The 14,877-nt window shown below is 46.4% G+C and carries 7 protein-coding genes; 2 read left to right on the top strand and 5 right to left on the bottom strand.

All coding sequences use genetic code 11. From position 1 onward, the window contains the following. Positions 1 to 171: 171 nt before the first annotated feature. The gene (locus ACFQ2I_RS03220) at positions 172 to 6,870 is read right to left on the bottom strand and encodes an S-layer homology domain-containing protein (RefSeq protein WP_377562152.1); all 6,699 of its coding nucleotides are present in this window, start codon (positions 6,868 to 6,870) and stop codon (positions 172 to 174) included. 1,011 nt (positions 6,871 to 7,881) lie between these two features. Here ACFQ2I_RS03220 and ACFQ2I_RS03215 point away from each other — a divergent pair. Beyond that, positions 7,882 to 8,088, top strand: coding sequence for a hypothetical protein (locus ACFQ2I_RS03215; protein ID WP_377562151.1), 207 nt, complete (start codon positions 7,882 to 7,884; stop codon positions 8,086 to 8,088). A gap of 61 nt (positions 8,089 to 8,149) precedes the next feature. Here ACFQ2I_RS03215 and ACFQ2I_RS03210 read toward each other — a convergent pair whose 3' ends face one another. Beyond that, positions 8,150 to 9,151 (bottom strand): NAD(P)/FAD-dependent oxidoreductase, encoded by a 1,002-nt coding sequence (locus tag ACFQ2I_RS03210; RefSeq protein WP_377562150.1) that lies wholly within the window; start codon positions 9,149 to 9,151, stop codon positions 8,150 to 8,152. A gap of 254 nt (positions 9,152 to 9,405) precedes the next feature. Here ACFQ2I_RS03210 and ACFQ2I_RS03205 point away from each other — a divergent pair, with 254 nt between their 5' ends. Beyond that, complete coding sequence (locus ACFQ2I_RS03205) at positions 9,406 to 11,376, top strand: FAD-dependent oxidoreductase (RefSeq protein ID WP_377562149.1); 1,971 nt, start codon at positions 9,406 to 9,408, stop codon at positions 11,374 to 11,376. 99 nt (positions 11,377 to 11,475) lie between these two features. On the opposite strand, the gene ACFQ2I_RS03200 is transcribed toward ACFQ2I_RS03205, so the two are convergent. The 3 genes from ACFQ2I_RS03200 to ACFQ2I_RS03190 form a co-directional block, all read right to left on the bottom strand. Continuing rightward, positions 11,476 to 12,948, bottom strand: coding sequence for an extracellular solute-binding protein (locus ACFQ2I_RS03200; protein WP_377562959.1), 1,473 nt, complete (start codon positions 12,946 to 12,948; stop codon positions 11,476 to 11,478). Between the two features lie 62 nt (positions 12,949 to 13,010). Next, complete coding sequence (locus ACFQ2I_RS03195; protein WP_377562148.1) at positions 13,011 to 13,883, bottom strand: carbohydrate ABC transporter permease; 873 nt, start codon at positions 13,881 to 13,883, stop codon at positions 13,011 to 13,013. Between the two features lie 16 nt (positions 13,884 to 13,899). Beyond that, positions 13,900 to 14,847: an ABC transporter permease gene (locus tag ACFQ2I_RS03190; protein ID WP_377562147.1), complete on the bottom strand. Its 948-nt coding sequence runs from the start codon at positions 14,845 to 14,847 to the stop codon at positions 13,900 to 13,902. Between the last annotated feature and the right edge of the window lie 30 nt (positions 14,848 to 14,877).

The following is a 14,877-nucleotide window of genomic DNA, read 5'->3' as shown; positions in this document are numbered from 1 at the left end:
GCGAACACCTATAAATTTACATGCATTATATCATGAACGAAAGAAGATTTTATTTCGAACTCGATGCCAACTTACTTCCTATCAAATTTCATCGCACGATGAAAAGGAACTCCGTACACCCGCTTACAGCGAAATGTACGAAGTTCCTTTCATATTCATTTATTAAGCCGTTTAGTTATTGAACAAGCCTAGTAGATTATAAATCGCTTGTGCTCCCTCAGCACGATTGGTAATTCCCTGCGGAACGAACAGGTTATCCGCTCTGCCGCTAATTAATCCAAGTGCTGCGGCTTTATCGAGAGAGGCTCTTGCCCAATCGCTGGTTTGCTCGCGATCCGTAAAACCGGACACTTGTGCAGATGGGCTGTTAACCACCGTATTGTACGCACGTACCAGCATCACAACCATTTCCTCGCGAGTGATGGAACGATTCGGCGCAAAGATCCCTTCCTCCATTCCGTTAACTATTCCCGCTTTCGCCGCTGCTGCAATCGCACTTGCATACCAATCCGTTGTACTCACATCAGCGAAATGTACATCAGATAGTTCCGCCTCTAGTCCAAGCAACCGCACTAGCATCGCAGCAAATTCCGCTCGTGTTACTGCACGCAATGGCTCATACGTGCTTTCACTTGTTCCTTCAATTAAGTGGAGAGCAGCCATACGCTTCAGCATGCCATGTGCCCAATATGCTGGGTCAACGTCATCAAATGACTTGTCATACGATAACACGACGACTTTACCCGCATAAGGAATGGATACTTCTACCTCATCTCTGCTAAACTGACCGCCCAAGTAAAGCAATGCTCCGTCTTCACCGATAAAATAAACACCTAGCAAGGACTGATCTGCTTGTGGGTCAATCTTTGTTCTAACGGTAAGTGGCGAATCCAATGTCACACTGCCATTCGCATGAGATAGTTGAATGTCATAAATCGCACTGATCGTCCCAAGATCAGCATGCGCTTTATCGCTCGCCTTTGCCAATAACTCATTGTCTACTTCGTTCTCACGTATCGAAACAAGCAATGGTTCTTTCTTGCTTGCACCCGTTTCAGCTGATGCCATCTGTTGTAAAAGCTGTTGGATAGCCTCTTTTGAGAACATCAGCACCATTTCACCCTGTACGATAGTAATCTGCGTCGCTTGTTGCAACAGCTCTTGCTCAAGAGCAACGCTCGTTTCAGTGCCATTCAGCGTTATGTGCACATGCCCGTTCTCATCCGGCTGGGGATGCGCATCGTCGTTCAGAACTGAAGGAATAACATTGCTTGCAGCAGCCTCTACCTCTAAATGGATTTTTTGTTCCAATTGACCATATGCTACACTAATCTCTGTTGTTCCTTGTTCGTTAAACGTAATAAGACCGCTTTCATCCACATCAGCTACATACGGATTATTGCTAATAAAGCTTGAAAGATCAGTAACATCCATCGTTGTATCATCTTCATAAACTGCCGCAACATTAATTTGAGCATGATTGCCCACTTTCGGTGTTGCGGGAATACCAACAATTTCCAACCGGACAGCATCCCTTTCAGTTGTCTGATAATCCTTTTCTTTCGACAAAGGAATTATGAATTCGGCTCCCTCGGTAATGTCGTAGACATATCCTAAATCAAAGTCATTTGCATCAACAAATGAACGGATAAGCGTAGTGTCCCCAAGATCCAGTCGATAACCTCTAGTTAATGGCATAACACCTTTAATCTCATAAACTGCGTTACGAATGCCATCATTAGCGATGTAAATCCATTTTCCAACAAGATCGTCGATCGACACCCCCATTAAATCCATGTCGATATCGATAAAGTTTTGCAATGAAAGATCTCGGGTGAAATCGATTACGTTACCTTCGATTCTAGGAAGAGCTATTTGATCCGAACTCTCGATTGGGGCGAATACCGTACCATCAACAATATATTGATACACTACCTCGTCATTTACTTCCGAGTATACCCCAAAGAAACCTTTAAATCTAAATGTATCGGCGACTATATATTCCGTGGATGTATCCAACGAATATACAATATAATCCGTTCGTCCACTATCCAAAATGACTTTTATCGCTTGCACATTATTGGGATCAGCATGAACACCATCTTGTTTGACCGTCACTTTTTCGATACTGCTAACAAACCTGCTATTCTTATAAGGCTCAATAACCGACGCGAATAGACTCTCTAAATTTTCACCTTTGCGATGACCGATAAAATATTTAATTTTTTCTGGGTTGCCAGGTTTGTTATCAGGCGGTACGCCATTTGCTAAGGCCACATCATCAAATTCAGTCAACATGGTCATGCGTAAGTGTACATCCGTTTCTGCCCCGAGTCCATTACCATATATATTCCACGTATCCTTAACATTCCAATCTACGCTGAATGATTGTGGTACATTCTCCGATCGCTCTACATCCTTTAACCAATGGAACCCGCTACCCATATACCCAGTACCATCCACACTGTCTGCACGTTTACCGAATGGTACGTCTACTCCAGCATATGAGCCAATATATTGCCCATCACTGTCTGTTTGACTTACCAATTCCACCCCTTCTATCGTTACATCAGCATCCATACTATGAAAACTGAAATGATGATCATTTCCACCACTTACACGGAAGAAATCAACTACATAGGAATTTGCCTCATCTACCTGAATCATGGCAGATGTTCTCCGATATTGGGATGTATCGGGGTATACATTCGGTGCCTCAACATCTATCAGTTTCACCTTGCCTTCACCTTCGTAATGTCGTGGAATCCCGACAACATGTGAGGTTTGCTTCCCTTTATCTACAACAACTGTATTATGACTTACCGTATTGTTCACCCACTCAAACCTATTTACATCGAAACTGTCTCCAAATCTTGGATAACCCAAATCCGGAGCGAGATCCAAACCAAAAGCATGCAGACCCAAATTAAGAGTGTCGCGATGCCCGTGACCACTGTTTAATCCGTAGTACATCCATAATCCTCGCATAGTATCAACGGAACCTGCCATGTCTTCCTCTTCCTGAACAATATTCAATTGTAATTCTGTCACAGCTAGTTTATAATTTCCCGATTCTTCTCTTTTGCCGCTGTTAACAAATTTAATACTATGTTCACCTTCACTTAACTCCATGACCGTTAGCAAATCTAATTCATTCGAAAATCCATAAAAGTCAAATTCTTTTACAAACTGATCGTCAATATATACATTGTATATTCCATATGATTGCGCGCGAATGGGGCGCAACGCAACTTCATATTCACCAGCAGTATCGACCGAGAAAGAAAATGCGATAGAATGCCCCTCTTCATTTGCTTCCAATTGAACTGCTGAAACATTATCGTATACTTTAGTTTGAACGGACTGTTCTGCAATATTGAGGTTCGGAAATAAGTAGCTATATCCAACTTGTCCTTGCGTCGTCCTTATTCCATCACGTAAAGCTGTAAAGCCGTAACCAGTCAAGTTGCTGCTATTCAGTTGAAGCGGGCCATACTCGTCAATGACAGCTTGCACCTCATCCCCTAATAATTCCGGATTATTAGAAAATATACCGCCATACAGATCCGTTGAACGGTTGTGATTGAGAAAATAGGAAATTTGCGCAAATAATGGATCTCGATATTTGTCAAAGGCCTGTATCATTTGCGTCTTATTCAAATTCAAGCCTGGATTACCTGCGTACCCCGAATCCCCAATTGACGGCGTATACCGATCAAGCATCATTAACGGATATTGTGCTGTAAACATTTTACGAAACTTTACATTACTGAAGAGGTCGACTTCAGGATAAAAATCATAGCCGTCTAAGATTTCCGCAACATTCATGTAGTCATTCAACCAAAGTCCATTATACTGAGGTGCAGCCTCATTGCCAGCCCCATCGCGATCCACATCGTTAACCATGGATACCAATATATTACCGCCGGTTACTCGCCACGGGTTTCGTGCTAAACCTCCAGCTTGGAAAGTAAAATCAAGCCATTCCTTCGTTTCAGGAAAATGATCAAGCACCACCGCAGCCATAGCTAGTGTGCTCTGATGCATACCATTATTCCCACGAATTCTTGCGCTTTGAACAGCTGGATATATTTCTCGAAGTATTCCATCTTCAATATTACGTCGAATACCTGTTCCAGAACTTTTCAATACGCCAAGATCATACTGCTCTGCCTTCCCGCTTAAAAAAGCAATAACTTCTGTGTCATCTATTTCGTTAAAAAAGGCATCATAAGCACTAATAAAGTTTCTTGCCAAACTTGTCTCCCATATACTCCCGATCACTTTTCCCATCCCTGTGCCACCATGGCTATTCAAAAAGCCATCATCCCACGCAAACTGACTGGAATCCATCTCAGGGTATACATCTGCTATTCGGTCTAGTAATATAATGCCTGCATGCGCATACTTCTGATCTCCTGTAAAAAGATAGGCATCCCTAAATGCGTTTAATGATTCCTCAACAATACCTTTCCATATATACCAGTGTGCATAATAAGCAATAAATGTATAGCGGTTCCCTTGATCATCTATCCAACCGTAACCATCGTCTACTCCCCATGTTGGCCCCTTCTCGGGGTATAATTCGTTAACGAGGAACTCACTATTGGCAAGCTCTCTGCGGAAAATGCCTTGTTCGTCTAAACCACTCTCGTAGTACTTGCCAAAATCGTTAGTTGGGTATACATAGTTATTACCCTGGGCATCTTTGGCACTAGGATCGATTAATTTCCATGGCATGTTGGGATCTGCTTTGTATGGATAGTTCCCATAGCCATTAATCTCATTTCCACTAATCGGACTTCCTTTGTTTTCATTCACTGCGTAGCTTCGCGGGATATCTTGCGTTGTAACCATTTCCCAAAGGTAATCAAGGCCAAGCGCCAAATATTTTTCCGCCCCAACAACTGCTCCATCTCGCATTGCACCGGCCCATGAATACGCATTAACATTATGTCTGGCAGCGCTTATCTTCGCAGGAGTATAATAGGTTTGTCTTGTCTTGCTGTTACTAACCACTTGTGCAGTAATTGGAATTTCCGCTGTCTTTACCACATCATCTAAAGTTAAAGTCACATGAATTGTCGCACTGCCTGGTTGTTGAACGATTACCTTTCCATCCTGCACATCGGCAATAGTAGGATTACTGCTACTATATTCAATTGTGCATTGTTCAAGATCTATCGGACTGCCGTCAGTCATCACACCTTCAATATAAATACGTCGATGATCACCAACGAATAACTTCGTCTCCGCCAACTTTGCAGTGAAGAATTCTAAAATAGCACCTGTGACTGTTATCTCCACAAATCCTTGTACAGTCACCGGACCTAAGGTCGCCTCTACATTTATCCTTGTCTCCCCTGTATTCACAGCTGTGACCACACCCACACTAGATACTGTTGCCACATTGGGATCGAGACTCTCATAGCGTATAGTTGCACCTTCCATATGAATAACCGTACCGTCCTCCAATTTGCCTTCTACAAGGATATTCGTAGTTTCCTTTATAGTAAGTGAAGATTGTGCAGCGGAAACAGCAATCAAGTGCAATGTTTGATCTGTCACAGTAATGTCCGCACTAGCTGTTTTCGTCACACCCCCCCAATCTACCGTAACTGCTATCGTCGTCTGGCCTACCTGCTTAGCCGTGACAACCCCGTTATTATCGACACTTGCTACCGCTTCATTTGAACTTGTGAATGTTATTATCGCGTCATTAAAAGCATTCAAATCATATTCGATATAAGCAGAATCAATAGAGGTACCTCGTAATTTCATAGCTGTGCGCTGTCCAATAATGAATTCGTGGTTTTCCGCTTTCATCGTTATTTCTTCTAATATCGGCTGTTTCACTAACTCTAATTCCGCCGGATACATATTCAGCGACCCACCAAGGGGAATCTCTGTGGCCTCTATCTTAAACTGATGAATACCACGACTTAACTCGATGACTCCATATGTTTCCTGACCCTTTTCATTCATTTCTACATCCGAAAAAAAGTTATATGATCCTACATTGAACTCATCAATGTATAATGACCCTATTCCTCCCCCGCCATATCCAGCTCCGTTAAATTTCACTGTGTAGAGACTATCTTCCGGAACGTTAATGTCAATTATAACGTACTGACCAATCTTTCCTGATTGAATTTGCAAGCCGTAACTTTGATTTCTAACCCTGCCTGGCAACATCAAATCCGGATGCATATCCGCTATTTCCCAACCTAATTCATTTATGCCGGAATTCATATCCTGTCTGAAATCATATTTAATCGATTCCAAAACGGTTACCGTTTCCATCGGGGTTAACTTCAGCGAAGCTGGATACATATTCAATGACCCGCCTAAGGGAATCTCTGCGGCCTCTAATGTAAGCTGGTGAACACCACTGCTTAATTGAATGATTCCATATGTCTCATAACCTTTGTCATCCCTATCGTCTGCTGAAAAAAAGTTGTACGTTCCTATATTGACCCCGTCAATATGTATAGCTCCTATCCCCCCTAATCCATATCCTGCTCCGTTAAATTCAATCCTGTATGAAGTGCTTTTCGGAACAATTATATTAAACACAATATATTGCCCAATCTCTCCTGATTGAATTTGCAAGCCGTAATTCTGGTTTCTAACCCTATTCGGCAACATCAAAGTTGGATGCATATCAGCTATTTCCCAACCTGTATTCTCTATGCCCGCGTTCATATCCTGTTTAAAATCATAGACGATTGATCCATTCGAAGCGGCAGATAAAACTTCCTGTTTACCTAGTGGAATTGACGTAAAAACTAACAATAAAACCAATACCCTAGCGAACCAGGAGCGATATGATTGCTGATGCAAGTAATTCACCCTAGTAACCATATTCATAATAGACTTCACTCCCATTATAAATTAGTTTTTATAACGTAGATAATGTAGGATTGCTTTCAGGAGTCATGGAAGAAGTAACGCAAGCGGTTATAGCAATCATAAAAACTAAAAGCGCAAATAATTAAAGCGCTTTCATTCTTTTCAAAGAAGCTCGATCCATTTCGACCGTCAAGGTTAAGAGACTTCACATAAAGTCCAATGGAATAGATTCATCCCCCCTCTTCTTCAATGTTCTGCTATTCTAATCTTAGATGGTGATAGCAAAATAGTGAATGAACGTTCTTCAGCTATTCATTCACTATTTATCCCATGCGTGAATTCATTCATTCCATATTCTATGAAAATATTCACAATTTTCTTTTAAACACCGAAATGTCAGACTTGTCACTCGCTTAAACAGCTGTATAGGATTCTCAAAATAAAGAGGAAGCGGCGTTCACAGCGCTGTTTCGCTCATTCGCATATTCAGGGCATCAAGTGGCAAAGTCATCAACAACGGCATTCATCGCGAAATATTTCCGGAAGCTTATCAGCAAGCATGGTTTGATTCCGAGGCGGAGAAGGTACCCACCTATGACGAGAAGCATTTGAATAAGTTGAACCATTGAATGACCCATGCTAACCGTGCAGACAACGGACGACCTAAACGTGGGGGATAACTGGAAAAACTACAGTTCATTGCGCTAGATTCGCATGTTTTCCAGCTATAAATGGAAAAGCGACAGTTGTTTTTGTCATTTCGGCTAGAAAACTCTGAGAGACTGAATTCCACCTGTACTTTATCCACTTCGTTCTTATCTTGCTCCCTATTTTCGAACATCTAACTGTACATTTTCCAGTCAGTCGTCCCCCGGTGTATCACGTCAAGATAGCCATTCAATCGTCATTCTATATAGTTCAAATATTTTACGTTCTGACAAGAAGCAGGATGGACTAGTCCATTCTCAGTGTCGGCTACTCCCGATAAACACGAGTTTTTTCTTAAAAAAAGGGGCAATTCCCTTCTACTTGCTGCGATTACAAACCGAAGGCTTCTGCATGGTGGAAGTCGGAGATAAGCCGTTCATGATTCGTCCCGGCAATTTGCTGCTCTGTTCGCCTGACGACAGCTACCAACGGAACTTCGCGCATTACACACATTTCAACCGCTTGTTTCGTTCACGCTTCCAACTCTCACCGAGCGAATACAAGAAGCTAGCGGCGGTGAATAGCTGATTCACTCCCTGCGCGCGAGCGATTTTATAGGGTTTACTCATGAACGATGCTCGACAAATCGCTACAATTTCATATGGCTGCTATGTCCCGGCGATAGCTTCGCCGTCGGGTCGATGTAGACCTTCGCATTGTTAATCGCAGTTGGTGCCTCGCCGAAACCGACGGCGATCAGCTTCAGCTTGCCCGGGTAGGTCGTAATGTCGCCCGCCGCGAATATGCCCGGCACACTCGTCTCCATTCGAGAATCGACCGCAATCGAATTCCCCTCTAGCTTAAGCCCCCACTCTTCAATCGGGCCAAGCGCTGACATAAAGCCAAAATTGACGATGACCGCATCCACCCGCAATTTCGTTTCTTCCTTCGACTTCACATGCCGCAATGTTACGCTCTCTATTCGTTCCGTGCCATGCAACTTCGCAATTTCATAGGGCGTCATTACGTTGACGTTCGAATTCATTAACTGCTCTACGCTGTGTTCATGAGCGCGGAATTTGTCACGCCGGTGAATTAGCGTGACGCTGGCCGCGAACGATTCAAGCATAAGCGACCAGTCAACGGCGGAGTCTCCCCCTCCGCTGATTAGAACATGCTGGCCCTTGAATGGCCGCAAGTCATTGACGAAATAATGCAAATTGCTGCGTTCAAATTGCGGGGCCTCCGGCAACTCCAATCTGCGTGGGGCGAAAGCGCCGACACCAGCCGTAACAATAACCGATTTGGCGTAGTGCGTGGTTTTGTCAGTCGAAATGGAGAAGTACCGCTCGTCTATTTTCATCACCTGAACGACTTTCTCTTCCAGACAGAGGACAGGATCAAAGTGATTCATTTGTTCCTTCAGACGATCAACCAGCTCTTGAGCCGTCACTTTGGGAAAACCGGCAACATCGTAAATATATTTCTCAGGATACAATGCGGCCAACTGACCGCCGAGCTGGGGCATACTTTCAATTATTTTAACAGAAGCCTGACGCATTCCTCCATAAAACGCCGCGAACATTCCCGCCGGCCCCCCGCCGATAATGGCGATATCTACCACACTCTCCGATACTGTTGTATTGGACACGAGCGCACCTCCAGATCAATGTGTCATTGCAACTCTCATACAATCTTCATTAGTATAGTCCCAGGCCAAACCACAGACCATATATAAAACTATGTCTTTCTGAAAGATTCTACTCTACCGAAAAAAAGGTAGACAAACGCTTGGTTATTGTCGCCATAACACAACAACTTCAAAGAAACAATTACGTTCCATACATTGTAGATCCCATATGGTAAAATATAGTCACGAATAAAAACAGGATCGAGGTGGTGGGAATGTTGGACAATAAAACCGATGTTATTGTCGTTGGCGGAACGCCCAGCGGAATTGCCTGCGCCGTAAGATGCGCCAAAGAAGGCTTGAATGTCTTGCTGGTTAGTTTCCATAACCATCTGGGCGGCATGATGAGCTCCGGGCTGGGCGTTACGGATCATGTCTACAGCGGATTTCGCGCTCCGATCTATGAAACCTTCATTCAACGCATAAGGGAGCATTACAGGGCAACGTACGGAGAACATTCCCGACAGGATAAGGAATGCTTCGTGAATGGGAAGCTGCATTACGAACCGCATGTTGCCGAGCGAGTGTTTGCGGGAATGGTCGAGGAAGAGCAACGGATTTCGGTGCTGTACCGCTATTATCCCGTGTCAGTGGAACGGTTGGAAAGAGAACTGACCGCTTTGACGCTTCAGAGCTTCGATGGCAAGCCTTCAGTCCGAATTCAGGCGAATGCGTTCGTCGATGCCAGTTATGAGGGGGATCTCGCTGCCGCGGCGGGAGCACCCATGCGCACAGGCCGTGAAGGACGCCGCGAATACCAAGAACCTCATGCCGGCAAAATATTTCTCTTTCCAGGAAGGGAGCCGGTTTCTCCGGAATCGACGGCTGGTTTATTGGAAGTCCAGTTAGGATCGGACTCCAGCATAAAACTATATGCCGATCCTTCTGGCGAAGGCGACGATGCCTTCCAAGCCTACAACTTTCGAGTATGCCTGACATGTGATCCCAATAACCGCGTATATCCGGCGAAACCGGAGACGTATGACCGATCGCTCTACCTCGGCTTAGTTGAAAGGCCGGAAGAGAATAACGGAGCCACGTTCGTTCTCCGCAGCCAATTGATGCTCAGCGATGGCGGCTGGTCATTGAAAAGCCATATCCCCAACGACAAATTGACATGGAATGACCCACTCCTGCTTGGCGCCCAGCTCCAATATCCATCGGCGGATTGGCCACACCGGGAAGATATCGTTCGCCAGCATCAGGAGTTTGCGCTTGGCATGCTGTATTTCCTGCAGCATGACGAGGCGGTGCGTCCGGATGTGCGGGAGGAAGCGCTTCGCTGGGGATTGCCGAGAGACGAATTTCGCGAGAATGGACACTTCCCGTACGAATTGCTGATTCGCGAAGGCAGAAGGCTGGTTGGACGTTACGTCTTTACCGAGCATGACAATTTGCTCGCACCTGGATTGGACAGATCTCCGATCCATGGGGATGCGGCAGGCATCGCTGATTGGCCGATCACCTCGCATGATTGCACAGCGGACAGGCGTCCCGGCAGCTTGAATGACGGAGCGCTCGATCTTGCGAATATATCGCATACGGCTCAAATACCGTATCGTGTCATGCTTCCTTTCGATATGGACAACTTGCTTGTGACTGTATGCTTGTCATGCTCCCACATGGGCTGGAGCACGCTTCGGCTGGAGCCCGTATTTATCCAAATGGGGGAATCCGCCGCTCATGCCGTCGTTCTGGCTGCCGAACAGTCCATATCTCCAGGACAGCTGGAAGGGGATGCATTAGTTCGCAGATTGGCGGAGTCCCGTGTCATGATCAGCATGTTTCATGATGTGGATACGCGGACACCGCAGGAGTGGGTTCCGGCTGTAATGTACTTTGGAACGAAAGGCTTCTTCGATACATACGAAGCCAGAGCGGAAGCTTTATTGGATGAACATACCGCGAGGATCTGGACGGAAGCCTTCGGCGACCTGCTGTCTGGCTATTCGAATCCGATGGAGACCGCCCGTAAGCTGGCAGCGGTACGGAGCTCGGCAGCGAACGCTGCGCCGGTCAGCTTGGAATGGTGCCAAGAGCTTATCGCACAGGAATTGAGTATCCGTGACTTACAAGAAGCTTATCGCCTCCAGCAAGAAGCACACCGTCCCTCTTGTACGGTGCGGAACGGAAGTATGCGCCGTGGTGAAGCTTGTCTCCTGTTTTACCGCATGTTAAATAAATGATTATGAATACACAAGCGACCCGCAGGGAGGACACTTTCCAAGTGCCCTTCCTTGCGGGTCTCCGTTCAACTACTGGCCTGTAAGGCTTACCACCTATTCCTATTTCTGAGTGTACCACTCGTTCATGGCATCGATCGCTTCCTTGCCGCCCTTGGCGTTGAACTCCTTTACGAATTGATCGAATTCGCCCAGATCCCGTTTATTCATAATAAACTTCATCGCATTCTCCTCCGCGTAGTTGCGAAGCTCGGTGAAATTCGTGTCCCACGCTTCGATAGAAGGAGCGTACGCGGTTTCCTCGCGGTTTTGCTCGAACCCGGTCAACGGCTCATAATAAGGCAAGAAGCCTTTGGCTTCCAGACGGGCGAAGAAGCTTGGATCGGTATCCGACAAGAAATACAACGTACGCCAAGGAATCGCGTTGCTTTGCTCCGGCGTCTGCACGACCTGATCGTTCTCCACCGTATAGTCCTCTCCCTCAATGCCGAAAGTTGTTAATTTGTCAGCTTTCTCGCTGAATATAAAGTTGAAATACTTGGCGGCGCCCTCCTTGTTGTTGGCCTGTATCGGAATGACTTGGTACAAGGAAGTCAACCCTGTCTCGGGATAGCCGGAATGCCCGTTATCACCGACTGGAGGCGCGATATAGCGAATAACTCCGCCATTATTCTTATCGGCGATGGAGCGATCGATCATCTGCGCGTCGTACCAAGGAATCGATCCGATCGCGGCCGTACCGTTAATCATCCGATCCTTCACATCCTTGTTGATGGCGAATTCCTGATCGATCAACCCTTCGTCATACCATTGCTTCAACATGGTGAGGAATGATTTGTATTCTGCTTGCAGCCATGAGAACTCCAGCTTGCCGTCCTTCTCAATCGTCGTAGTGCCGACGCCGAACGCCCCCGCGAATGGAGCAAACGCGCCGGTAAATCCGCCGGGATTGGAAGCCGCCGCCGTCAGCGGAGCCATATTCTTTCGATCTTTAATAACTTTCATGGCTTCATGCAGCTCATCAAGCGTTGTCGGCTCTTTCAAGCCTACCTCTTCGAATATATCCCATCTTGTAAGAACGCCGTGATCCACCTTCGACGCTGTTCTGTGCGGAATGGCATATAGCTTGCCTTCATATCTAGCGGCATCAAGCTCTTCCTTTGTAAAGATTTTCTCCAAATTAGGAATATAGGTCTCGATCAGTTCGTCCAGCGGCTCGAATGCGCCTTGCTGGGCCAGCTTGAAATAATCCGCCTTGCCGGGAATCCACAATATGTCGGGGACATCCCCGGAGGCAAGAACGACGGACAGCTTCTGCGAGACATTGTCCTTCGGAAGCGTCTCATACTCGACATCGTAGCCCGACCATTCCCGCAGCAGTTTCACCAGCTTGTTGTCATTAATATTGTCGGAGCCTTGGAACTGCTCCAGCGAGGCATGGTAAGTCCTCATAATACTCAGCGGGGCCGCTGTTCCATCGTTCTTGCCGGAGCCTCCCGCATCATTTCCGCCGCTGCAGCCTGCAAGCAAACCCATCATTAGAATAGAGATCATGCCTAAAACAACTGTTTTCATATTCTTCACCGTTGAATACCCCCCTTAAAATTTCATTCCGATATCCAGACTGGCAAGCCGCTTCAGCCTTTTACCGCGCCGAGCATTACCCCTTTGACAAAGTACTTCTGAATGAAAGGATAGACGCACAGAATCGGCACGACCGCGCATAGAATGGCAGCGGCCCGGATCGTTTCGGGCGTTACCTCATGGAATACGTCGCTTACGACCATATCCGCCGTTTTCTCGTCGGTGATGAGCTGCAGCAGGAACATCTGCAGCGGCATCCAGCGCCTTTCCGTAATGTACATCATCGCTTGGAAGAAGCTGTTCCAGTAACCGACCGCGTAGAACATGGAAACGGTTGCAATGGCCGGTATCGATAGAGGCACATAGATCGAGCTAAGAATTCGCCAATTGCTCGCGCCGTCCATGCGCGCCGATTCCTCCAATGCATCGGGGATAGCACTGAAGAAGTTGCGAATCAGAATCAAATTGAATGGCGATAGCGCAACGGGCAATATCAGGGACCATAATGAATTGAGCAACGAGGCTTCCTTCACGACGAGATAGGTAGGGATGATTCCGCCGCTGAAGAACATCGTAATGACAAACAACAGCATCAGCGTTCGTCTATACGGCAAGTTTTTGCGAGACAGCGGATAGGCGGCCAGCAGAGTGATCGCCATGCTGATCGCTGTTCCCACGACCGCAAGGAACACGGAATTGCTGAATGAATAATAAAACTGCTTATTTCCCAAGACATACTGATAGGAGGCCAAGTGAAAGCCTTTCGGCCACAATACTATGTCTTTGGCCAGAACATACGCTTCACCGCTCAGCGACTTCGCCGCGATGTGGATGAAGGGCAGCAGCATCGACAACGACACGATGGAAAGGATCAGGACGTTGACATATTGGAACAGCACTTCCCCTCTTGTTCGAATCAATCTCATCTCCGCCTTTCCAATACTAGTATATGCCCTCTTCGCCCATTCGGCGGGCGAACCAGTTGGCTACGATCAATAAGATGCAGCCAATTAAGGATTTGAACAGACCGGCCGCCGTCGTCAGTCCAAACTGCATTTGGCCGAGACCGACGCGAAACACATAGGTGTCGATAATGTCCGCCACATCGTACACCGTCGCATTATACATCACCAGCACTTGCTCGAAGCCGGCGTCAAAGATGTGGCCGATCCGCAGCAGAAGCAAGATCACGATCGTAGACCGTATGCAAGGCAATGAAATATGCCAGATTTGGCGCAGGCGGCTCGCGCCATCAACCTTGGCGGCCTGAAACAGTTCCTCATTAATGCCCAGCAATGCGGCCAAATAAATGATTGCTCCCCAACCAGCTTCCTTCCAAGTGTCGGTGAACACGAGAATCCATCGGAACAGCTTCTCATCCGACATGAAGAAAATCGGGTCAAATCCAAATGCCTCGATCAGCTTGTTGACAATGCCGCTACTCGGAGACAGGATGTCGATGAATATGCCGCCTACAACTACCCAGGAAATAAAGTGCGGCACATACGTAATCGTTTGTACGACTCGTTTGAACCGGACCAGCAGAAGTTCATTGAGCAATAAGGCTAGCAGGATCGGCGCCGGGAATCCAAATACCAGCTTCATCAGGCTTATAATGAGCGTATTGCGCACGACCCTTGGGAACTCGGCGAACATGAACAGCTCTTCAAAATGCTTGAGTCCTACCCAAGGGCTGTTCAGCATGCCTTTAATGACATTGAAATCCTGAAAGGCAATGATGACTCCGTACATCGGCGTATATTTGAAGATGAGCAGAAACAGCAAAGCCGGAGCCAGCATGACATACAAATCCCAATGCTTCAACAACCGTCGCTCTTTCTTGCCAGCAAGCCCAATCGCCGGGCCATCCCTTCGTGTAATCGTTCTCATTTCTCCCTCCTCGTCAAATGGATGAAATTC

The sequence above is a fragment of the Paenibacillus chungangensis genome (assembly GCF_042675905.1).
GTDB classification, from domain to species: Bacteria; Bacillota; Bacilli; order Paenibacillales; family Paenibacillaceae; genus Pristimantibacillus; species Pristimantibacillus chungangensis.
The sequence above is the reverse complement of the archived record's forward strand: the minus strand, read 5'-3'. Positions and strand labels throughout refer to the sequence as shown.

Coding starts and splice junctions, on each gene's coding strand:
- ACFQ2I_RS03220 (WP_377562152.1), bottom strand. CDS start 6,870: ATGAATATGGTTACTAGGGTGAATTACTTGCATCAGCAATCATATCGC.
- ACFQ2I_RS03205 (WP_377562149.1), top strand. CDS start 9,406: ATGTTGGACAATAAAACCGATGTTATTGTCGTTGGCGGAACGCCCAGC.
- ACFQ2I_RS03200 (WP_377562959.1), bottom strand. CDS start 12,948: ATGAAAACAGTTGTTTTAGGCATGATCTCTATTCTAATGATGGGTTTG.
- ACFQ2I_RS03195 (WP_377562148.1), bottom strand. CDS start 13,883: ATGAGATTGATTCGAACAAGAGGGGAAGTGCTGTTCCAATATGTCAAC.
- ACFQ2I_RS03190 (WP_377562147.1), bottom strand. CDS start 14,847: ATGAGAACGATTACACGAAGGGATGGCCCGGCGATTGGGCTTGCTGGC.